Origin of the sequence: Streptomyces sp. NPDC050625, assembly GCF_040654755.1 — a bacterium.
Lineage (GTDB): Bacteria > Actinomycetota > Actinomycetes > Streptomycetales > Streptomycetaceae > Streptomyces.
Genome location: NZ_JBFAIQ010000005.1, coordinates 143,075 through 163,050 on the forward strand (window position 1 = coordinate 143,075; position 19,976 = coordinate 163,050).

Genomic DNA, 19,976 nt, shown 5'->3' on the forward strand with positions numbered 1-19,976 from the left:
GTCAGCCCAGGGGGTGTGCCGCCAGCAGGTCACCCAGGGCCTCCTCGTGCGCCGCGGCCGGGCCGAGCGCCAGCTCCAGATGCTTGGCCCAGGCGTGGTAGCGGTGCAGGGCGTATTCGGTGTCGGCGCCGAAGCCGCCGTGCAGATGCTGAGCGGTCTGCACCACCCGTCGTACGCCCTCGGCGGCCCAGATCTTGGCCACGGCGACGTCCGCGGAGGCGGGCAGCACGCCCGGCGCCCCCGAGCCGATCCGCCAGGCGGCCTGCCACAGGGTGGCCTCCATGGCGCGCAGATCGATGTAGCGGTCGGCGGCCTGGACGGCGACGGCCTGGAAGGTCGCGATCGGGTGCCCGAACTGCTCCCGCTTGCCGGTGTACTCGCTGGTCATCCTCAGCACCCGCTCGCCCAGCCCGAGCGCCAGCGCGCACGTCCCCGTGACCAGCAGCTCCCGCAGCCACTCCCACGCCCCGTCGGCCTCGACGACGTCCCGGGCGGCGATCCGCGCGGACTCCAGGCGCAGTTCGCCGAGCCGCTCCCCGCTGGTGGAGACCTGCCCGGCGAGGGCGACGCCGGCGTGATCGCGGGGCACCAGCGCGAGGACGGTGCGGTCGGCGTCGGTGTGTGCGGGTACGACGACGAGGTCGGCGTCCAACGCCCACGGCACGGCCGTCTGCACCCCGTCCAGCACCCACAGGTCACCGTCGCGCCGTGCGGTCACGGCGAGTTCGGCCGGGTCGTGGCCGGTGCGGCCGTTCGCGGCGACGGTCAGCACCAGCTCACCGCGCCCGGCACGGGGCAGCAGTGCGGCCGCCAACTCCTTGCCGCCGTAGGCCTGTACGGCGGCCGCGGCCGCGCTGCTCTCCAGCAGCGGCACCCGCCCGAGCACCTTCCCGGACTCCCGCAGCACCAGGCACAGCGCGATGGCGTCCAGGCCCGCCCCGCCGTACTCCGCGTCGAACAGCAGGCTCAGCAGGTCCGCGTCGGCGAGCCTGGCCCACAGTGCCCGGTCGAAGCCCTCGGCCACGGCACCGGTGGTGAGCGCCGGGCTCGGCACCGCGTCCGGCGCCACCCCGGCGAACACTCCCCGGGCCGCCTCGGCCGCCGCCAACTGCTCCTCGGTGAAGGTGAAGTCCACGGTCCTGTCCTCCCGGCGGATCCGTTGATCTGACGGTCCGTCAAGATAGAACAGGTTCTAGAAGAAGGGAACGGTGAGGGAGGCGGGGGAACGGTGAGGGAGGGAGGCAGGCAGGAGACCGGCGGGGTGCCGGTCCGGCCTCAGCGGTCGAAGTCCAGCTCCACCTTCTCCGTCACCGGATGCGACTGGCAGGCCAGCACATACCCCGCCTCCGTCTCCTCCGCCTCCAGCGCGAAGTTGCGGTCCATGCGCACCTCGCCCGAGACCAGGAAGGCCCGGCACGTCCCGCACACCCCGCCCTTGCAGGCATAGGGGGCACCGGGCCGGTTGCGCAGCACCGTCTCCAGGAGCGATTCGCCGTCGTGCACCGGCCAGGTCCCGCCGCGCCCGTCGAGCCGGGCGGTCACGGTGCTGTGCGCGGGGGCCGAAGCGGTCGTCGCGGGGGCCGCACCGGCGTCCACGTGGAAGATCTCCTCGTGGATCCGGGCCCGGTCCACACCGAGCTCCCGCAGCGCCCGTTCCGCGCCCTGCACCAGCCCGAACGGCCCGCACAGGAACCACCCCGCCACACCGTCCACCGGCAGCAGCGCGGGCAGCAGCCCGGTCAGCCGCTCCTGGTCGAGACGCCCGGACGGCAGGCCGGCCTGCTGCTCCTCCCGGGAGAGCACCGTCACCAGCTGCAGCCGCTCGGGGTAGCGGTCCTTCAGGTCGGCGACCTCCTCCAGGAACATCGTGGAGGCGGCCGTCCGGTCGCTGCGTATCAGGCAGAACCGGGCCGAGGGCTCGCGTGCGAGCAGCGTCGAGGCGATCGACAGCACCGGGGTGATGCCGCTGCCGCCGACGATGGCGGCGTACAGACCGGGCGCGGGCTCCAGCGTGAAGCGTCCGGCCGGCGTCATCACCTCCAGCTCGTCCCCGACGTTCACCTCCTTCAGCGCGTACGTCGAGAAGGCGCCGCCGTCGACCAGCCGCACCCCGACCCGCAGGGTGCTCGGGCCTTCGTCACCGGGGGCCGGGGAGCAGATCGAGTAGGTCCGCCGGATCTCCGCGCCGTCGACGACCCGGCGCAGGGCGAGGTGCTGGCCCGGCGCGTGCCGGTACTGCTCGCGCAGCTCCGGCGGGACGGTGAGGGTCAGGGCCACGGAGTCGTCGGTGAGCCGGTCGACCGCGGCCACCGGGAGCGGGTGGAAGCGGGCCATCACAACTCCTTGAAGTGGTCGAAGGGTTCACGGCAGTCGCGGCAGCGCCGCAGCGCCTTGCACGCGGTGGAGGAGAACCGGCTGAGCAGCTCGGTGTCGGCCGATCCGCAGTGCGGACAGCGGACGGGGTCGGACGCGTCGGCCGCGGTGCGGGTCGGGCCGAGTGCGAGCGCGACCGGTCCGGCCTCGTGCCGCTCGCGCGGGGGAGCTATGCCGAACTCCCGCAGCTTGCGCCGCCCTTCGTCCGAGATGTCGTCCGTCGACCAGGCGGGCGTCAGCACGGTGCGGACGGTGACCTCCCGCACGCCGTGCTCGCGCAGCACCCGCTCGATGTCCAGGGACATCGCCTCGACGGCCGGGCAGCCGGTGTAGGTCGGGGTCAGCTCGACCTCCACCGCGCCGGTGTCGCGCAGGTGCACCGCGCGCACCACACCCAGCTCCTGAAGGGTGAGCACGGGCAGTTCGGGGTCGGGCACCGAACCGGCGAGCTCCAGGAGTTCCGCCTCCAGCGCGGTCGTCGTCACCATGACGCCCCCGGGTGGCTGCGGTGCAGGTGCTGCATCTCGGCGAGCATCCGCCCGAAGGGTTCGGTGTGCAGGCCCTGGCGGCCGGCGCCCGCCGACCACGCCCCGGTCCGCGGCCCCTCGGGCACGGCCAGGGTGGCCCGGCCGAGTACGGCGCCGACGGACTCCAGCCAGGCGGCCTCCATGCCCGCCCAGTCGGCGTCCAGGCCCTCCACCGGCTGGAACATCTCCCCGGTGAAGCGCCACAGAGCGTCGCACGCCAGCCGCATCCGGTCATGGCTGACGTCCGTGCCGTCGCCGAGCCGCAGCGTCCACTGCTCGGCGTGGTCGCGGTGGTAGGCGACCTCCTTGACGGCCTTGGCGGCGAGCGGCGCGAACGGGCCGTCGCCCGCTGCCAGTTGGGCGTAGAGCAGCTGCTGGTAGGTGGAGAAGTACAGCTGGCGGACGATCGTTTGCGCGAAGTCGCCGTTGGGCTGCTCGACGAGCTGGACGTTGCGGAAGGCGCGCTCCTCGCGCAGATACGCGAGCTCGTCCTCGTCGCCCACCATGGACAGCAGCACCCGGGCCTGGCCGAGCAGGTCCAGCGCGATGTTGGCGAGGGCGACCTCCTCCTCCAGGGCAGGGGCGTGGCCCGCCCACTCCCCCAGCCGGTGCGAGAGCACCAGGGCGTCGTCGCCCAGGGCCAGGGCGGCGGACCGCGCGGGCACGGGGGTCTCGGGTGCCGGGGTCACAGGTGCTTCACCCCTTCCGGGATCTCGTAGAAGGTCGGGTGCCGGTAGGGCTTGTCGGCGGCCGGCTCGAAGAAGGGGTCCTTCTCGTCCGGCGAGGACGCGGTGATCGCGGCGGCCGGGACGACCCAGATCGAGACGCCCTCGCCGCGCCGGGTGTACAGGTCACGGGCGTTGCGCAGGGCGAGCTCGGCGTCCGGCGCGTGCAGGCTGCCGGCGTGGGTGTGGGACAGGCCGCGGCGCGAGCGCACGAAGACCTCCCACAGGGGCCAGTCGGTGTTGGTCATGCCTGCGCTCCTCCAGTCCCGCCGGGCCGTGTCCCCGCGGTGTGCTTGGCCGCGTGGGCCGCGGCCGCCTCCCTTACCCATGCGCCCTCGTCGTGTGCCCGCCGGCGCTGGGTGATGCGCTGTTCGTTGCACGGGCCGTTGCCCTTGAGGACCTCCCAGAACTCCGACCAGTCGATCGCGCCGTAGTCGTGGTGCCCGTGCTCCTCGTTCCACCGCAGGTCCGGGTCGGGGAGGGTGAGGCCCAGCGACTCGGCCTGGGGGACGCAGATGTCCACGAACCGCTGGCGCAGCTCGTCGTTCGAATGGCGCTTGATCTTCCAGGCCATCGACTGCGCGGAGTGCTGGGACTCGTCGTCGGGCGGGCCGAACATCATCAGGGACGGCCACCACCAGCGGTCCACCGCGTCCTGCGCCATCGCGTGCTGCTCCGGCGTGCCCCGGCTCAGGGCGAGCAGCAGCTCGTAGCCCTGGCGCTGGTGGAAGGACTCCTCCTTGCAGACGCGGACCATCGCGCGCGCGTACGGGCCGTACGAGCAGCGGCACAGGGGCACCTGGTTGGTGATCGCGGCGCCGTCCACCAGCCAGCCGATCGCCCCGACGTCCGCCCAGGTCAGGGTGGGGTAGTTGAAGATCGAGGAGTACTTCTGGCGGCCGCTGTGCAGCTTGTCGAGGAGCTCCTCGCGGCTCGCGCCGAGGGTCTCCGCGGCGCTGTAGAGATACAGGCCGTGGCCCGCCTCGTCCTGGACCTTGGCCATGAGGATGGCCTTGCGGCGCAGCGAGGGCGCGCGCGTGATCCAGTTGGCCTCCGGCTGCATGCCGATGATCTCGGAGTGGGCGTGCTGGGCGATCTGCCGGATCAGCGTCGCGCGGTAGGCATCGGGCATCCAGTCCCGGGGCTCGATGCGCTCGTCCGCGGCCACGGCGGCGTCGAACGTGCGCTCGAACGCCGCCGTGTCGACGGTGTCCCGGGCGCCGGACGCCGGTGAACGCGACGTGCTCTGCGCGGCTGCTGTGGCCATGCGGTCCCCCTGATCTCGGGCTCTGACTGCGTGCTCTCCCGACCGATCGTTCGGTCCGTGCTGTTCAATGGTGAAGCGAGCGCCGTGAGGTGTCAACCGCTGTGGACAACCGCCCGGGCCGCCTGTGGATAACTTGCGGTCCTGCTGTGGAGGCGGTGTGCGGCGGGCCGTACGACCCTCTGCGACCTGCTGTGATGGCTGCGGCGGACCGTCCGTGGCGGGCGTGGGTGCGGGGAGGGGGCCTGCGCTGGAGTGGTACGGGAGTGGCGACGGCCACGTGCTCGGGTGCCTTTACGGGGCTGTGCCCGGCGGGCGGTGCTGAGTACCGTTCCGTGCGAACGCCGAGGAGCGGTGTTCGTGGACCATGCGGCGCCCTGCGGGGACGGGGCGGCCGTACGACTGAGCGGGACCGGGGAACGGGGCGGAATGGACGCGTACGACCAGGACTCGAAGGCCCCGCACGGGCCCGACGGGTCGCGCGGGGCGCGTCGACCCGGGACGTCCGACGCCGCCGGGGAGGCCCGTGAGGACGGTGAGTCTCTGGAGACCGGTGAGGTCGACAGGGCCAATGATGCTGGTGAGGCTCGTGAGGCCGCTGCCGACGAGGCCGATGGTGCCGACGAGCCCCGCCAGACCGACGACCCCGGCCCCTCGGACTCACCCGAAGCTCCCGGCCCCCACTTCCCGGCCCCGTCCATAGCCCCACCCCCCGACCCCGTCCCCCCGATCCCCGTCACCCCCGCACCACCCCGCACCGGAGTCGCCGCCCTCTCCCCCCGCTATCAGATCGGCGCGGCCCTCGCGCTCGCGGTCGTCGCGGTGGTCGCCTGCGTGCACCTCGGGATGGTGTTTCTGCACGTCGCGCCGGCGAACACGGTGACCAAGCAGCACGGCAAGGCGATCGACGAGTGGATCTACCCGGAGTTCGAGCAGAACTGGAAGCTGTTCGCGCCGAACCCGCTGCAGCAGGACATCGCGGTCCAGGTGCGGGCCCAGGTCGCCCTGTCCGACGGCAGCATGACGACCACCGGCTGGTACGACCTGTCCGCGCTGGACGGCGCGGACATCAAGGGGAATCCGCTGCCCAGCCACACCGAGCAGAACGAGCTGCGCCGGGCGTGGGACTTCTTCACCGCCACGCACGACGCCGAGAACCGGCCGGTGGGCCTGCGGGGGTCGCTCTCCGAGCAGTACCTGCGCCGGATCGTGGTGATGCGTCTCTACCGGGAGGACCCGGCGAGCCGGGAGGGCACCGTGCAGAGCGTGCAGGTTCGCTCGGAGACCACCAATGTGCCCCCGCCCGAGTGGAGCCATGAGCAGGTCTCCGACAAGCCGGTGTACCGCGTGCTGCCGTGGTGGACGGTCACGGACGACGAGGCCGCCAGGGGTGTGAAGTGAACCGTCTTTTCCTGTGCGTCTCCCGCGGCATCGCCCGGGTCACCGAATCCGCCCTCGGTCCCCACCAGAGCGCCGTGGTCCGCATCGGCTTCGCGGGGACCTGGCTGCTGTTCCTGTTGCGCGAGTTCCCCCACCGTCAGGAGATCTACGGCCCCGACGGACCATGGAGCTGGGACCTCGCCCAGCAGCTGACGAGGGACAACCACGCCTTCACCGCCCTGATGTGGTCCGACGGGCAGGCCTGGTTCGAGACCTTTTATCTGCTGGCCGTCGTGTCGAGCGCCCTGCTGCTCGTGGGCTGGCGCACCCGCACGATGTCCGTGCTGTTCATGCTCGGCGTGCTCTCGCTGCAGAACCGCAGCGTCTTCATGGGCGACGGCGGCGACAACGTGCTGCACCTGATGTCCATCTATCTGGTGTTCACGCGCTGCGGCCAGGTGTGGTCCCTGGACGCGCGCCGGGCGGTGCGCCGGGAAGCGGCACGCGCGCGTGGGGAGCGGGTCACCGACCGGGTGGGACCGGTCCTGTGGGTGGTGCTCGGGCTGGTGCTGAGCGGGGTGACCCTGGCGGGCCGCCTCGGCGGCGGCCGGCTGGTGCCCGTGCTCCTGTGGGCGGCGTGGGCGGCGCTGGGCCTGTGGTGGCTGGTCGGCCGCCTCACCAGGCAGGACGAGCACCGGATCCTGCTGGACGTGATCGCCAACGTCCTCCACAACGCCGCCCTGTTCGTGATCATGGCCGAGGCATGTCTGATCTACGCGACGGCCGGCTGGTACAAGATCCAGGGCTCGCGCTGGCAGGACGGCACCGCGGTCTACTACCCGCTCCACCTGGACTACTTCTCGCCCTGGCCGTCCCTCGCCGGCCTGCTGTCCTCCAGCGGCACGATGGTGATGCTGGTGACGTACGGGACGGTGATCGTGCAGGTCGCCTTCCCGTTCACGCTGTTCAACCGGCGGGTCAAGAACGTCCTGCTGGCCGCGATGATGACCGAGCACGCCGTGATCGCCGTCGTCCTTGGGCTGCCGTTCTTCTCGCTGGCGATGATCGCCACGGACGCCGTCTTCCTGCCGACGACCTTCCTGCGCCGGCTCGGAGACTGGGCGGCACGCGCGCGTGGGCGGGTGCTCACCCGCCGGGGCCCCGCGGTGCCGAGGCCCCGCGCCCCGGAGGACGGGGAGCGTCCCCGCGTAGGCTTCACGGCATGACCGACCCTGTGACCCGCTGGCGCGAGCACGCCGGTTCCGCCGTGCTGCTCGACGGCTTCCACGCCCTCAAGCACGCGGTGCGCTTCGGGGCCGAGGTCCTGGTGGCGGTCGCCACGGACCGGCGTGCGGCGCTCGCCCTCGCCGACGACCTGGCCTCGGACGTGCGGGACACGCTGGACGCGCTGCTGACCGAGGTGCCGGAGCAGACGTACGCCTCGTTCGTGCCGCGACCCCATCCCACCGGCGTGGCCGCCCTGGCCGTACGGCCGTCACGCGAGGACAATCTGCGGGCACTCGCCCGGATGCCGCGCACCGCGCCCGTCGTGGTCCTCGACGATCCGCGCAACCTGGGCAACGCCGGGGCCGTGATCCGGCTGGCAGCCGGCTTCGGGGCGACCGGGGTCGTCACCACCGGCACGCTGGACCCCTGGCACCCCACCGTGGTGCGCGGCGGGGCGGGGCTGCACTTCGCGACCGCGGTGGAGCGGCTGACGGTGCGAGAGCTGCCGGCCGGGCCGCTGTTCGCGCTCGACCCGGAGGGCGAGGACATCCGGGGCGTGAAGCTGCCGGACGACGCCGTGCTCGCCTTCGGCTCCGAGCGCAGCGGTCTGTCCGCCGAACTGCGCGCGCGGACCGACCACTTGGTGGCGCTGCCGATGCGCCCCCAGGTCTCCAGCTACAACCTCGCGACCAGTGTGGCCATGACGCTGTACCACTGGAGCGCCACCGGGGGCGCATCTCTCGACGCCTAGGCGCCGCTCAGGACTCCCGGCGGACCTCGACGACCCGGAAGCGGTTCGCCACGAACGCGCCGTCGCAGAGCGCCGCGTTGGCCGCCGGGTTGCCGCCCGAGCCGTGGAAGTCGGAGAAGGCGGCGGTCTGGTTGACGTACACCCCGCCGGTGAGGTTGAGCGACAGCTGGGCGGCCTCCTCCAGGCAGACCTCCTCGATCGCCCGCTCGACGTCCTCGTCGGTCGTGTACGCGCCGACGGTCATCGCGCCCTTCTCACGGACGGTCCGCCGCAGCAGCTCCACGGCGTCGGCCGCCGAGTCGACCGCGACGGCGAAGGAGACGGGGCCGAAGCACTCGCTCATGTAGGCGGCCTCGTCGTCCGGCTTGGCGCCGTCCAGCTTCACGATGACCGGCGTGCGGACCACCGCTCCCGGGAACTCCGGGTTGGCGATCTCGCGGGAGGCGAGGGCCACCTCGCCCAGGCCCGCCGCGGCCTCCAGGCGGGCCTTCACGTCCGGGTTGACGATCGCGCCGAGCAGGGCGTTGGCGCGCGCGTCGTCGCCGAGCAGGCCGTCGACCGCGCGGGCGAGGTCGGCGACGACCTCGTCGAAGGTCTTGGGACCCTCGTCGGTGCGGATGCCGTCGCGGGGGATCAGCAGGTTCTGCGGGGTGGTGCACATCTGGCCGCTGTACAGGGACAGCGAGAAGGCCAGGTTGGACAGCATGCCCTTGTAGTTGCCCGCCGACTCCACGATCACCGTGTTGACGCCGGCCTTCTCCGTGTAGACCTGCGCCTGGCGGGCGCTGGCCTCCAGCCAGTCGCCGAACGCCGTCGAGCCGGTGTAGTCGATGATCCTGATCTCGGGGCGGACCGCGAGCGCCTTGGCGATGCCCTCGCCGGGCCGCTCGGCGGTCAGCGCGACCAGGTTCGGGTCGAAGCCCGCCTCGGCCAGCACGTCGCGGGCGATCCGCACGGTCAGCGCGAGCGGCAGCACCGCGCGCGGGTGCGGCTTGACCAGGACCGCGTTGCCGGTGGCGAGGGAGGCGAACAGGCCCGGGTAGCCGTTCCACGTCGGGAAGGTGTTGCAGCCGATGACCAGCGCGGTGCCGCGCGGCACCGGTGTGAACTGCTTGGTCAGCGCGAGCGGGTCGCGCTTGCCCTGGGGCTTGGTCCACTCCGCGGTGTCGGGCGTGCGGACCTGCTCCACGTACGCGTACGCCACCGCCTCCAGGCCGCGGTCCTGCGCGTGCGGGCCGCCCGCCTGGAACGCCATCATGAACGCCTGGCCGCTGGTGTGCATGACCGCGTGCGCGAACTGGTGCGTGCGGTCGCTGATCCGCTTGAGGATCTCCAGACAGACCACCGCGCGCACCTCCGCGCCCGCGTCTCGCCATGCGCGCTGTCCGGCCTTCATGGCGGGCAGCAGCGTGTCGAGGTCGGCCCGCGGGTAGGTCACGCCCAGCTCGATGCCGTACGGCGACACCTCGCCGCCCACCCAGTCGTCGATGCCGGGCTGGTCGGTCAGGTCGAGGCGGTTGCCCAGGAGGGCCTCGAAGGCGGCCTTGCCGGCTTCCGCGTCCAGACTGCCGTGCTCGCCGTACGCCTTCGGGTGCTCGGGGTGCGGGGACCAGTACGCGCGCGTGCGGATGGCCTCCAGCGCCTGGTCGAGAGTCGGCCGGTGCTTGGCGATCAACTCGTGCGCGGTCAGTTCGGAGGCCATTCGGGACCAACTCCTCGTCTCAAGAGCTCCTCGTCGAGCTCATGACCTGTGCGGAAACAGAGGCGGGAACAGGCGGACAGAGTTAGAGTAACCGAACGATCGGTCGGGACAAGGGGGCCTGCCGCATCTGTGGAAAACCCCGTGCGGGAGGATCGCGCACATGACAGCACTGGACCTCAGCAGCCCCGTGGCCGTCGTGGGCACCGGCACCATGGGCCAGGGCATCGCCCAGGTCGCGCTGGTCGCGGGCCACCCCCTGCGCCTGTACGACGCCCTCCCCGGGCGGGCCCGGGACGCGGCCGAAGCGATCGGCGCCCGCCTCGACCGGCTCGTCGAGAAGGACCGGCTCACCGCCGCCGACCGCGACGCGGCCCGGGCGCGCCTGCTGCCCGCGGAGGGCCTGGCCGAACTCGCGGACTGCGCGCTGGTCGTGGAGGCCGTACTGGAGCGGCTGGACGTCAAGCAGGAGCTCTTCCGCGCGCTGGAGGACGTCGTCGCGGACGACTGTCTGCTCGCCACCAACACCTCGTCCCTGTCGGTGACGGCCATCGGCGGCGCCCTGCGCAACGCCTCCCGCTTCGTGGGCCTGCACTTCTTCAATCCGGCCCCGCTGCTGCCGCTGGTCGAGGTCGTCTCCGGGTTCTCCACCGACGTCACGTCGGCCACGCGCGCGTACGAGACCGCCCGTGCCTGGGGCAAGACGCCGGTGGCCTGCGCCGACACCCCCGGCTTCATCGTCAACCGTCTCGCCCGGCCCTTCTACGCCGAGGCCTTCGCCGTCTACGAGTCCCAGGCCGCCGACCCGGCCACCATCGACGCGGTGCTGCGCGAGTCCGGCGGCTTCCGGATGGGCGCCTTCGAGCTGACCGACCTGATCGGGCAGGACGTCAACGAGTCCGTTACGCACTCCGTGTGGCAGTCCTTCTTCCAGGACGTCCGCTTCACGCCCTCCCTGGCCCAGCGGCGCCTGGTCGAGTCCGGCCGGCTGGGCCGCAAGTCCGGGCACGGCTGGTACGACTACGCCGACGACGCCGAGCGCTCCGAGCCGCACACCGCCGACAGGGCGACGCCGCCCGCCTACGTCGTCGCCGAGGGCGGCCTGGGCCCGGCGGCCGAACTGCTGACCCTGATCCGCGAGGCGGGCATCCCGGTCCGTGAGGAGGAAGAGGACCACGGCACCCGGCTGGTGCTGCCCAGCGGCGGCACGCTGGCGCTGGCCGACGGGCAGACCTCCGTCGAGTTCCGCGACGTCGTCTACTTCGACCTGGCGCTCGACTACCGCAGGGCCACCCGCATCGCCCTGTCCGCCTCGAAGGACACCGCGCCGCAGACCCTGTCCGAGGCCATCGGCCTCTTCCAGGCGCTCGGCAAGGACGTCAGCGTCATCGGCGACGTCCCCGGCATGATCGTCGCCCGCACGGTCGCCCGGATCATCGACCTGGCGCACGACGCCGTCGCCAAGGGCGTGGCCACCGAGGAGGACATCGACACCGCGATGCGCCTCGGCGTCAACTACCCGCTCGGCCCCTTCGAGTGGAGCCGCAGGCTCGGCCGCGACTTCGCCTACGACCTCCTGGACGACCTGCACCTGCGCGACCCGTCCGGACGCTACGCGCCGTCCCTCGCGCTCTACCGCCACGCGTACGCCACCGAGAAGCGGGAGGGCACCCCATGACCACCGCCAAGCGCGACACCTACACCCCCGAGTCGCTGCTCTCCGTCGCCGTCCGGGTCTTCAACGAGCGTGGCTACGACGGCACCTCCATGGAGCACCTGTCCAAGGCGGCCGGCATCTCCAAGTCGTCGATCTACCACCATGTCGCCGGCAAGGAGGAGCTGCTGCGCCGCGCCGTCAGCCGGGCGCTGGAGGGGCTCTTCGGGATCCTCGACGAGGAGCACGCGCGCGTGGGGCGCCCCGCCGACCGCCTGGAGTACGTCGTGCGGCGCATGGTCGAGGTGCTCATAGCCGAGCTGCCCTATGTGACGCTGCTGCTGCGCGTGCGCGGCAACACCGACACCGAGCGGTGGGCCCTGGAGCGCCGGCGCGACTTCGACCACCGGGTCGCCGAGCTGCTGAAGGCGGCGGCCGCCGACGGGGACGTCCGCGGTGACGTGGAGGTGCGCCTCGCCACCCGGCTGATGTTCGGGATGATCAACTCGGTGGCCGAGTGGTACCGGCCGGACGGGCGGGGCGCCAGCGACCGGGAAGTGGCCGACGCCGTTGTGCGGCTGGCCTTCGGAGGCCTGCGCCGGGCCGGATGAGCCGGCAGGTCAGGCCTCGGGCTCCAGGTCCTCCTCCTCGAACACCAGCAGGGTCCGGGTGCTGAGCACCTCCGGGATCGCCTGGAGCCGGGTGAGCACCAGCTCGCGCAGCGCCCTGTTGTCCGGCGTGTGCACCAGCAGCAGCACGTCGAAGTCGCCGCCCACCAGCGCGATGTGGGAGGCGCCCGGCAGCTGTCTGAGCTGCTCGCGCACCGTGCGCCAGGTGTTCTGCACGATCTTCAGGGTGATGTACGCCGACGTGCCCTGCCCCGCGCGCTCATGGTCGACGCGGGCGCGGAAACCGCGGATGACACCGTCCTCGACGAGACGGTTGATACGGGCGTAGGCATTGGCGCGGGATACGTGGACGCGCTCGGCGACGGACCGTATCGACGCACGGCCGTCCGCCTGGAGGATCTGCAGGATGTCCCGATCAATGGCGTCCAACGGGCGCGGGGGCGGCAGGACGACGCCGGCTTCCGGGCCCTCGGCCATTTGTTCAGATGCCATGTCCCCCCGCCTTCCCGCCGTGGACGTACTGCGTTCATTCCAGGTTGTGGAGAACCGTTTGTCCACAGCCTGGAGGCGCCTGTAGCCAAAATGTGCCGACGACCGAACAATCGGTAGGTGAGGCGAGTCACAGGGGACGCGCCTCCCGTAGCCACTCCCACGAGGAGGTGCCGTCATGACGGTCATGGAGCAGCGGGGCGCCTACCGGCCTTCGCCGCCGCCCGCCTGGCAGCCCCGTATGGACCCCGCGCCGCTGCTGCCCGACGCCGAGCCGTACCGCGTCCTCGGCACCGAGGCCGCGGCGAAGGCCGACCCGGAGCTGCTGCGCCGGCTGTACGCCCAGCTGGTGCGCGGCCGTCGTTACAACGCGCAGGCCACCGCCCTGACCAAGCAGGGCCGCCTCGCCGTCTACCCCTCCAGCACCGGCCAGGAGGCCTGCGAGGTCGCCGCCGCGCTGGCCCTCCAGCAGCAGGACTGGCTCTTCCCGAGCTACCGCGACACGCTCGCGGCCGTCGCCCGCGGAGTCGACCCCGTCGAGGCACTCACCCTGCTGCGCGGCGACTGGCACACCGGCTACGACCCGCACACGCACCGCGTCGCCCCCCTGTGCACCCCCCTCGCCACCCAGCTGCCGCACGCCGTGGGCCTCGCCCACGCCGCCCGCCTCCAGGGCGACGACGTGGTCGCGCTCGCCCTGGTCGGCGACGGCGGCACCAGCGAGGGCGACTTCCACGAGGCGCTGAACTTCGCCGCCGTCTGGCAGGCGCCGGTCGTCTTCCTGGTCCAGAACAACGGCTTCGCGATCTCCGTCCCGCTCGCCAAGCAGACCGCCGCCCCCTCCCTGGCCCACAAGGCCGTCGGGTACGGCATGCCGGGCCGCCTGGTCGACGGCAACGACGCCGCGGCCGTGCACGAGGTGCTCAGCGACGCCGTACGGCACGCGCGCGCGGGCGGCGGCCCGACCCTCGTCGAGGCGGTGACGTACCGCATCGACGCCCACACCAACGCCGACGACGCGACCCGCTACCGCGGTGACGCCGAGGTCGAGGCCTGGCGCGAGCACGACCCGATCCAGCTGCTGGAGCGGGAGCTGACCGCCCGCGGACTGCTCGACGAGGACGGCATGCGGGCCGCGCGCGAGGACGCCGAGGCGATGGCCGCCGACCTGCGCGAGCGCATGAACCGGGACCCGCAGCTCGACCCCATGGACCTGTTCGACCACGTGTACGCCGAGCCCACCCCGCAACTGCGGGAGCAGCGCGCTCTGCTGGCGGCCGAGCTCGCGGCCGAGCAGGAAGGCGGTCACCGATGACCACCGTCGCCGTCAAGCCCGCCACGATGGCGCAGGCCCTCACGCGCGCGATGCGCGACGCGATGGCCGCCGACCCCACCGTGCACGTCATGGGTGAGGACGTCGGCACGCTCGGCGGTGTCTTCCGGGTCACCGACGGGCTCGCCAAGGAGTTCGGCGAGGCCCGGTGCACGGACACCCCGCTCGCCGAGGCGGGCATTCTCGGCACGGCCGTCGGCATGGCCATGTACGGACTGCGCCCGGTCGTGGAGATGCAGTTCGACGCCTTCGCCTACCCGGCGTTCGAGCAGCTCGTCAGCCATGTCGCCCGCATGCGCAACCGCACGCGCGGCACCATGCCGCTGCCGATCACCATCCGCGTCCCCTACGGCGGCGGCATCGGCGGCGTCGAGCACCACAGCGACTCCTCCGAGGCGTACTACATGGCCACTTCGGGCCTCCATGTCGTCACGCCCGCGACCGTCGCCGACGCCTACGGACTGCTGCGCGCGGCCATCGCCTCCGACGACCCGGTCGTCTTCCTGGAGCCCAAGCGGCTCTACTGGTCGAAGGACTCCTGGAACCCGGAGCACCCGACGGCCGTTGAACCGATCGGCCGTGCCGTGGTGCGGCGCGCGGGCCGCAGCGCCACGCTGCTCACGTACGGCCCGTCCGTCCCCGTCTGCCTCGAAGCCGCCGAGGCGGCCCAGGCGGAGGGCTGGGACCTCGAAGTCGTCGACCTGCGCTCCCTGGTGCCGTTCGACGACGAGACGGTCTGCGCCTCGGTGCGCCGCACCGGACGCGCGGTCGTCGTGCACGAGTCGGGCGGATTCGGCGGACCCGGCGGCGAGATCGCGGCCCGGGTCACGGAGCGCTGCTTCCACCACCTGGAGGCGCCGGTGCTGCGCGTGGCCGGGTTCGACATCCCCTACCCGCCGCCGATGCTGGAGCGGCACCACCTGCCCGGCGTCGACCGGATCCTGGACGCCGTGGCGCGTCTGCAGTGGGAGGCCGAGGGCTGATGGCACAGGTGCTGGAGTTCAGGCTCCCCGACCTCGGGGAGGGGCTCACCGAGGCGGAGATCGTCCGCTGGCTGGTGCAGGTCGGCGACGTCGTCGCCGTCGACCAGCCGGTCGTCGAGGTCGAGACGGCCAAGGCGATGGTCGAGGTCCCCTGCCCGTACGGCGGCGTGGTCACCGCCCGCTTCGGCGAGGAGGGCACGGAGCTTCCCGTGGGCGCACCGCTGCTGACGGTGGCCGTCGGATCGGCCGCCCCCGCCGGTGAGACCGAGGGTTCGGGCAATGTGCTGGTCGGATACGGCACGTCGGAGGCGCCGGCGCGGCGCCGCAGGGTGCGTCCGGCACCGGTCCCGTCCGTCACGCGCAACGGTGCGAGCGGCGCCCCGGGCGCGGCGTCCGACGCGGCCGTGCCGAGCCGTACGACCGCAGCGAACGACACGGCCGCAGCCGTCGGTACGGCCGCCGGGCACGCGGGTGCCGCGTACGCCGGCGGCCCCGTTCCCGTGATCTCCCCGCTCGTCCGCCGGCTCGCTCGCGAGAACGATCTCGACCTGCGGGAGCTCGTGGGTTCCGGCCCCGAGGGGCTGATCCTGCGGGCGGACGTCGAGGGCGCGCTCAGGGCCAGGACCGCCGTCCCCGCGGCCCAGCCCGCGGCGGCCGCCCCCGCGGCCTCCTCGGCGCCGAGCGCCGCGGGCACCCGCGTCCCCCTCAAGGGCATCCGCGGCGCGGTCGCCGACAAGCTCTCCCGCAGCCGCCGGGAGATCCCGGACGCCACCTGCTGGGTGGACGCGGACGCCACGGAGCTGATGCGCGCGCGGACGGCCATGAACGCGGCCGGAGGACCGAAGATCTCCCTCCTCGCGCTCCTCGCCCGGATCTGCACCGCCGCACTCGCCCGGTTCCCCGAGCTCAACTCCACGGTGGACCTGGAGGCCCGCGAGATCGTCCGGCTGGACCAGGTGCACATCGGGTTCGCCGCGCAGACCGAGCGCGGGCTCGTCGTGCCCGTCGTGCGGGACGCGCACGCGCGGGACGCGGAGGGGCTGACCGCCGAGTTCGCGCGGCTGACCGAGGCCGCGCGCGCCGGGACGCTGACGCCCGGGGAACTCACCGGCGGGACCTTCACGTTGAACAACTACGGGGTGTTCGGCGTCGACGGCTCCACACCGATCATCAACCACCCCGAGGCGGCCATGCTCGGCGTCGGCCGCATCGTCCCCAAGCCCTGGGTGCACGAGGGCGAGCTCGCCGTGCGGCAGGTCGTCCAGCTCTCGCTCACCTTCGACCACCGGGTGTGCGACGGCGGCACGGCGGGCGGCTTCCTGCGGTACGTGGCGGACTGCGTGGAACAGCCGGCGGTGCTCCTGCGCACCCTGTGACCGGATCCCTGTGATCGGGGAGGCATTCCCTGTGATCAGGGAGGCACGCATACTCGGAGGGTGACCGCCTCCGAGCCCACCGCCCCCGGCCCCGGCCCCGATGTGCCCTATGACGCCGTCGTGCTCGCCGGTGGTGCCGCCCGGCGCCTCGGCGGGGTGGACAAACCCGCCGTGCGGGTCGGCGGGCGCCCGCTGCTCGACCGGGTGCTCGCGGCCTGCGCGGAAGCGCGCACGACCGTCGTCGTGGCCGAACCGCGGCCGACCGCCTGTCCGGTGCGGTGGGCCCGCGAGGAGCCGCCCGGCGGCGGACCGGTCGCCGCGCTCGACGCCGGGCTCCGGCGGACCGCGACCCAGGATGTCCCCACGGAGGATGTCCCGTCGCAGGACGTGTCGACGCAGGACGTGCCGACGCAGGACGTGCCGACGCAGGACATCCCGACGGAGGGCGCCCCGGAGCACACGCCGGGCGGCGCCGAGTTCACCGTGGTGTTCTCCGCCGACCTGCCCTTCCTCGAAGAGGCCACGGTGCGCCGGCTGGTGACGGCCCTGCGCAGCAGCGGCGTCGAGGGCGCGCTGCTCAGCGACGCGGACGGCCGCGACCAGCCGCTCGTCGCCGCGTACCGTACGGCCGCCCTGCGCCGTGAGCTCGCGGCGCTCGCGGACCGGCACGGTGGCCTCGCCGGGCTGCCCCTGCGCCGGCTGACCGGCGCGCTCGACCTCACCCGTGTCCGGGACCCGCTCGCGTCCTTCGACTGCGACACCTGGGACGACATAGCCACCGCCAGAGCACGCATCAGGGAGCATGGGTACGTGTTGGATGAATGGATCTCCGCAGTCAAGGACGAACTGGGCATCGACCTGGACGTCGACACCGGCGTCCTGCTCGACCTCGCGCGCGACGCCGCCCACGGAGTGGCCCGCCCCGCCGCCCCGCTGACCACCTTCCTCGTCGGCTACGCGGCCGCGCAGGGCAAGGGCGGCCCCGAGGCGGTCGCAGAGGCCGCCCGCAAGGCGACGGCTCTGGCGCTGCGCTGGGAGGAAGAGAACGGCTCCCCGCAGCCCGCCCCGGGCCCGGACGCCGGATGACCGCCCACGGCAGCCGGGCCGGCGCGCACACCGAGGACACCGACGACCTCGACGTCGAGGAGGCGCTCGCCCTCGTGAGGGAACCAAAGGAAAACCGCGGTCCCGCCCAGGGCGGCCACCTACCCGCGCCCGCCTCGGACGCCGGGCGTGCCTCGGACGACGCTCACCACAAGGCCACCCCCTGGCCCAGGGCCCGTGAGATCGCCGCCCGTGCCGCCCGCTCCGGCGCCCGCCGCGCCCCGGTCTCCGTGCCGCTCGGCGACGCCCTCGGCCTGGCCCTGGCCGCCCCGCTCGACGCGCTCACCGACCTCCCCTCCTTCGACACCTCCGCGATGGACGGCTGGGCGGTCGCCGGACCCGGCCCCTGGGCCGTACGGGAGAAGGGCGTTCTGGCCGGGCACGCTCAGCCGGAGCCGCTGACGGACGGGGAGGCGGTACGGATCGCGACCGGCGCCCGTGTCCCGCCCGACACCACGGCCGTCCTGCGCAGCGAGCACGGCCGCATCGACGCCAAGGGCCGTCTGCACCCCACCCGGGAGGTGGGCCACGGCCAGGACATCCGCCCCCGTGGCCAGGAGTGCCGCAGCGGCGACCAGTTGCTTCCTGTCGGCACCCTGGTCACCCCCGCCGTGCTGGGCCTCGCCGCGGCCGCCGGATACGACATCGTCACCGTGATCCCCCGCCCCCGTGCCGAAGTGCTCGTCCTGGGCGACGAGTTGCTCACCGAAGGGCTCCCGCGCGAGGGGCTCATCCGTGACGCGCTCGGCCCGATGCTGCCGTCCTGGCTGCGCGCGCTCGGCGCCGACGTCACCGCGGTACGCCGGATCGGCGACGACGCCGAGGCCCTGCACAAGGCCATCACCTCGTCCGACGCCGACCTCGTCGTCACCACCGGCGGCACCGCGTCCGGCCCCGTCGACCACGTCCATCCCACCCTGCGGCGCATCGGCGCCGAACTGCTCGTCGACGGCGTCAAGGTGCGCCCCGGCCACCCCATGCTGCTGGCCCGCACCCAGGAGAACCAGCACCTCGTCGGCCTGCCCGGAAACCCCCTCGCGGCCGTCTCCGGCCTGCTCACGCTCGCCGAACCCCTGCTGCGGACCCTGGCCGCCCACCCGGCCCCCGAGCCCTACACGCTGCCGCTGCGGGAGACGGTGCACGGGCATCCGTACGACACCCGGCTCGTCCCCGTGGTGCTGCGCGGCGACGGTGCCGCGCCGGTGCACTACAACGGCCCGGCGATGCTGCGCGGCATCGCCGCCGCCGACGCGCTCGCGGTCGTACCACCCGGTGGCGCCGGGCAGGGGCAGGAGACGGAACTTCTCGACCTGCCCTGGGCGAGCGCCGGGATCGGGGTGTGTTTCACGTGAAACTTCCGGGTCAGGACGCCATAGCCCGCCAGGCGGGCGAACAACTGGTGACCCATCAGGTGAAGCTCCCGAAGAAAGTGGTGGAGCGCCCGATCCGCCAGGTCGCCAAACGACTGGCGATGGCCCTGCTGGTGCTGGTGGCGACCGCGTTGATCGTCTATGCCGACCGCGACGGCTACAACGACAACTCCGACGGCTCCGTCGATCTCCTCGACGCGTTCTACTACGCGACGGTCACCCTCTCCACCACCGGATACGGCGACATCACCCCGGTCGGCGACGGCGCCCGGCTCACCAACATCTTCGTCATCACGCCCCTGCGTGTGCTGTTCCTGATCATTCTCGTCGGCACCACGCTGGAGGTGCTCACCGAGCGCACCCGTGAGGAATGGCGCCTGAATCGCTGGAGGTCCACCTTGCGCGACCACACCGTCGTCATCGGCTTCGGCACGAAGGGGCGGTCGGCGATCCAGACCGTGCTGGCGACGGGGCTGCGGAGGGACCAGGTCGTCGTGATCGACCCCAGCAGCAAGGTGATCGACGCCGCGACGGCCGACGGCTATGCGGGCGTCACGGGCGACGCGACACGCAGCGAGGTGCTGAAGCGGGCCGAGGTGCACAAGGCCCGGCAGATCATCGTCGCGCCGCAGCGCGACGACACGGCCGTCCTGGTCACCCTCACCGCCCGGCAGCTCAACCGCAGCGCCAAGATCGTGGCGGCGGTGCGCGAGGAGGAGAACGCGCCGCTGCTCAAGCAGTCGGGCGCGGACGCCGTCATCACCAGCGCCAGCGCGGCCGGCCGGCTGCTCGGCCTGTCCGTGCTCAGCCCCGCCGCCGGCATGGTGATGGAGGATCTGATCCAGCAGGGCAGCGGCCTCGACCTCGTCGAACGCCCGGTGGTGAAGGCCGAGGTGGGCCGGGGCCCGCGGGACATGGACGACCTGGTGGTGAGCGTCGTGCGCGGGCACCGGGTGCTCGGTTACGACGATCCGTCCATCGGCACCCTCCAGTTGACGGACCGTCTGATCACGATCGTCCGGGTGACACCGGGTGCGCAGGTCGCCCCGGACCTGCGGCCGTTGCCACGGGACTGAGCGGGCCTCATCCGAA

At 72.9% G+C, this 19,976-nt stretch carries 19 protein-coding genes; 11 read left to right on the forward strand and 8 right to left on the reverse strand.

Annotation, left to right across the window (positions count from 1 at the left end; translation table 11 throughout):
• Nucleotide 1 precedes the first annotated feature (1 nt).
• From AB0I54_RS13935 to paaA, 6 genes are all read right to left on the reverse strand, one after another.
• Nucleotides 2-1,135, reverse strand: coding sequence for an acyl-CoA dehydrogenase family protein (locus AB0I54_RS13935; protein WP_363296206.1), 1,134 nt, complete (start codon nucleotides 1,133-1,135; stop codon nucleotides 2-4).
• A 140-nt stretch (nucleotides 1,136-1,275) separates the two neighbouring features.
• Nucleotides 1,276-2,334, reverse strand: coding sequence for a 2Fe-2S iron-sulfur cluster-binding protein (locus AB0I54_RS13940; RefSeq protein WP_363296207.1), 1,059 nt, complete (start codon nucleotides 2,332-2,334; stop codon nucleotides 1,276-1,278).
• Nucleotides 2,334-2,861: a 1,2-phenylacetyl-CoA epoxidase subunit PaaD gene (paaD, locus tag AB0I54_RS13945; RefSeq protein ID WP_363296208.1), complete on the reverse strand. Its 528-nt coding sequence runs from the start codon at nucleotides 2,859-2,861 to the stop codon at nucleotides 2,334-2,336. Before paaD ends, AB0I54_RS13940 begins: the two co-directional genes overlap by 1 nt.
• Entirely contained in the window at nucleotides 2,855-3,589 is a 735-nt protein-coding gene (gene paaC / locus AB0I54_RS13950; protein ID WP_363296209.1) for a 1,2-phenylacetyl-CoA epoxidase subunit PaaC, read from the reverse strand. Before paaC ends, paaD begins: the two co-directional genes overlap by 7 nt.
• Nucleotides 3,586-3,873 (reverse strand): 1,2-phenylacetyl-CoA epoxidase subunit PaaB, encoded by a 288-nt coding sequence (paaB, locus tag AB0I54_RS13955; RefSeq protein ID WP_094218582.1) that lies wholly within the window; start codon nucleotides 3,871-3,873, stop codon nucleotides 3,586-3,588. Before paaB ends, paaC begins: the two co-directional genes overlap by 4 nt.
• Nucleotides 3,870-4,892, reverse strand: a complete 1,023-nt coding sequence (gene paaA / locus AB0I54_RS13960) for a 1,2-phenylacetyl-CoA epoxidase subunit PaaA (RefSeq protein WP_363296210.1) — start codon at nucleotides 4,890-4,892, stop codon at nucleotides 3,870-3,872. Before paaA ends, paaB begins: the two co-directional genes overlap by 4 nt.
• A gap of 357 nt (nucleotides 4,893-5,249) precedes the next feature.
• On the opposite strand from paaA, the gene AB0I54_RS13965 reads away from it, so the two are divergent.
• Genes AB0I54_RS13965 through AB0I54_RS13975 form a run of 3 tightly spaced genes read left to right on the forward strand, consistent with a single transcriptional unit; the run spans nucleotide 5,250 to nucleotide 8,247 of the window.
• Nucleotides 5,250-6,290 (forward strand): DUF5819 family protein, encoded by a 1,041-nt coding sequence (locus tag AB0I54_RS13965; RefSeq protein ID WP_363296211.1) that lies wholly within the window; start codon nucleotides 5,250-5,252, stop codon nucleotides 6,288-6,290.
• Nucleotides 6,287-7,495, forward strand: coding sequence for an HTTM domain-containing protein (locus AB0I54_RS13970; protein WP_363296212.1), 1,209 nt, complete (start codon nucleotides 6,287-6,289; stop codon nucleotides 7,493-7,495). Before AB0I54_RS13965 ends, AB0I54_RS13970 begins: the two co-directional genes overlap by 4 nt.
• Nucleotides 7,492-8,247, forward strand: a complete 756-nt coding sequence (locus AB0I54_RS13975; protein ID WP_363296213.1) for a TrmH family RNA methyltransferase — start codon at nucleotides 7,492-7,494, stop codon at nucleotides 8,245-8,247. Before AB0I54_RS13970 ends, AB0I54_RS13975 begins: the two co-directional genes overlap by 4 nt.
• 7 nt (nucleotides 8,248-8,254) lie before the next feature.
• Here the strand turns inward: AB0I54_RS13975 and paaN are convergent, their stop codons facing one another.
• On the reverse strand, nucleotides 8,255-9,949 hold the full coding sequence (gene paaN, locus AB0I54_RS13980; protein WP_363296214.1) for a phenylacetic acid degradation protein PaaN: 1,695 nt from the start codon (nucleotides 9,947-9,949) through the stop codon (nucleotides 8,255-8,257).
• A 160-nt stretch (nucleotides 9,950-10,109) separates the two neighbouring features.
• Here paaN and AB0I54_RS13985 point away from each other — a divergent pair, with 160 nt between their 5' ends.
• Entirely contained in the window at nucleotides 10,110-11,624 is a 1,515-nt protein-coding gene (locus AB0I54_RS13985; RefSeq protein WP_363296215.1) for a 3-hydroxyacyl-CoA dehydrogenase, read from the forward strand.
• Nucleotides 11,621-12,211 carry a TetR/AcrR family transcriptional regulator gene (locus AB0I54_RS13990; protein ID WP_363296216.1) on the forward strand — a complete coding sequence of 197 codons (591 nt, stop codon included), beginning with the start codon at nucleotides 11,621-11,623 and terminating at the stop codon, nucleotides 12,209-12,211. The genes AB0I54_RS13985 and AB0I54_RS13990 overlap by 4 nt, the downstream gene beginning before the upstream one ends.
• A gap of 9 nt (nucleotides 12,212-12,220) precedes the next feature.
• On the opposite strand, the gene AB0I54_RS13995 is transcribed toward AB0I54_RS13990, so the two are convergent.
• The gene (locus AB0I54_RS13995; RefSeq protein ID WP_363296514.1) at nucleotides 12,221-12,706 is read right to left on the reverse strand and encodes an Lrp/AsnC family transcriptional regulator; all 486 of its coding nucleotides are present in this window, start codon (nucleotides 12,704-12,706) and stop codon (nucleotides 12,221-12,223) included.
• A gap of 190 nt (nucleotides 12,707-12,896) precedes the next feature.
• Here AB0I54_RS13995 and pdhA point away from each other — a divergent pair, with 190 nt between their 5' ends.
• The 6 genes from pdhA to AB0I54_RS14025 are packed head-to-tail and all read left to right on the forward strand — an operon-like array spanning nucleotide 12,897 to nucleotide 19,960.
• Nucleotides 12,897-14,033, forward strand: a complete 1,137-nt coding sequence (pdhA, locus tag AB0I54_RS14000; RefSeq protein WP_363296217.1) for a pyruvate dehydrogenase (acetyl-transferring) E1 component subunit alpha — start codon at nucleotides 12,897-12,899, stop codon at nucleotides 14,031-14,033.
• Nucleotides 14,030-15,034, forward strand: a complete 1,005-nt coding sequence (locus AB0I54_RS14005; protein ID WP_363296218.1) for an alpha-ketoacid dehydrogenase subunit beta — start codon at nucleotides 14,030-14,032, stop codon at nucleotides 15,032-15,034. The genes pdhA and AB0I54_RS14005 overlap by 4 nt, the downstream gene beginning before the upstream one ends.
• Nucleotides 15,034-16,410 carry a dihydrolipoamide acetyltransferase family protein gene (locus tag AB0I54_RS14010; RefSeq protein ID WP_363296219.1) on the forward strand — a complete coding sequence of 459 codons (1,377 nt, stop codon included), beginning with the start codon at nucleotides 15,034-15,036 and terminating at the stop codon, nucleotides 16,408-16,410. Before AB0I54_RS14005 ends, AB0I54_RS14010 begins: the two co-directional genes overlap by 1 nt.
• A 60-nt stretch (nucleotides 16,411-16,470) precedes the next feature.
• Nucleotides 16,471-17,496: an NTP transferase domain-containing protein gene (locus tag AB0I54_RS14015; RefSeq protein ID WP_363296220.1), complete on the forward strand. Its 1,026-nt coding sequence runs from the start codon at nucleotides 16,471-16,473 to the stop codon at nucleotides 17,494-17,496.
• Entirely contained in the window at nucleotides 17,493-18,866 is a 1,374-nt protein-coding gene (locus AB0I54_RS14020) for a molybdopterin molybdotransferase MoeA (RefSeq protein WP_363296221.1), read from the forward strand. Before AB0I54_RS14015 ends, AB0I54_RS14020 begins: the two co-directional genes overlap by 4 nt.
• Nucleotides 18,863-19,960 carry a potassium channel family protein gene (locus tag AB0I54_RS14025; protein ID WP_363296222.1) on the forward strand — a complete coding sequence of 366 codons (1,098 nt, stop codon included), beginning with the start codon at nucleotides 18,863-18,865 and terminating at the stop codon, nucleotides 19,958-19,960. Before AB0I54_RS14020 ends, AB0I54_RS14025 begins: the two co-directional genes overlap by 4 nt.
• Nucleotides 19,961-19,976 lie beyond the last annotated feature (16 nt).

Bases quoted from the DNA above. Each gene is read 5' to 3' on its own strand.
- AB0I54_RS13940 (WP_363296207.1), bottom strand. From the start codon at position 2,334: ATGGCCCGCTTCCACCCGCTCCCGGTGGCCGCGGTCGACCGGCTCACC.
- paaD (WP_363296208.1), bottom strand. From the start codon at position 2,861: ATGGTGACGACGACCGCGCTGGAGGCGGAACTCCTGGAGCTCGCCGGT.
- paaB (WP_094218582.1), bottom strand. From the start codon at position 3,873: ATGACCAACACCGACTGGCCCCTGTGGGAGGTCTTCGTGCGCTCGCGC.
- paaA (WP_363296210.1), bottom strand. From the start codon at position 4,892: ATGGCCACAGCAGCCGCGCAGAGCACGTCGCGTTCACCGGCGTCCGGC.
- AB0I54_RS13975 (WP_363296213.1), top strand. From the start codon at position 7,492: ATGACCGACCCTGTGACCCGCTGGCGCGAGCACGCCGGTTCCGCCGTG.
- paaN (WP_363296214.1), bottom strand. From the start codon at position 9,949: ATGGCCTCCGAACTGACCGCGCACGAGTTGATCGCCAAGCACCGGCCG.
- AB0I54_RS13985 (WP_363296215.1), top strand. From the start codon at position 10,110: ATGACAGCACTGGACCTCAGCAGCCCCGTGGCCGTCGTGGGCACCGGC.
- AB0I54_RS13990 (WP_363296216.1), top strand. From the start codon at position 11,621: ATGACCACCGCCAAGCGCGACACCTACACCCCCGAGTCGCTGCTCTCC.
- AB0I54_RS13995 (WP_363296514.1), bottom strand. From the start codon at position 12,706: ATGGCCGAGGGCCCGGAAGCCGGCGTCGTCCTGCCGCCCCCGCGCCCG.
- pdhA (WP_363296217.1), top strand. From the start codon at position 12,897: ATGACGGTCATGGAGCAGCGGGGCGCCTACCGGCCTTCGCCGCCGCCC.
- AB0I54_RS14005 (WP_363296218.1), top strand. From the start codon at position 14,030: ATGACCACCGTCGCCGTCAAGCCCGCCACGATGGCGCAGGCCCTCACG.
- AB0I54_RS14010 (WP_363296219.1), top strand. From the start codon at position 15,034: ATGGCACAGGTGCTGGAGTTCAGGCTCCCCGACCTCGGGGAGGGGCTC.
- AB0I54_RS14020 (WP_363296221.1), top strand. From the start codon at position 17,493: ATGACCGCCCACGGCAGCCGGGCCGGCGCGCACACCGAGGACACCGAC.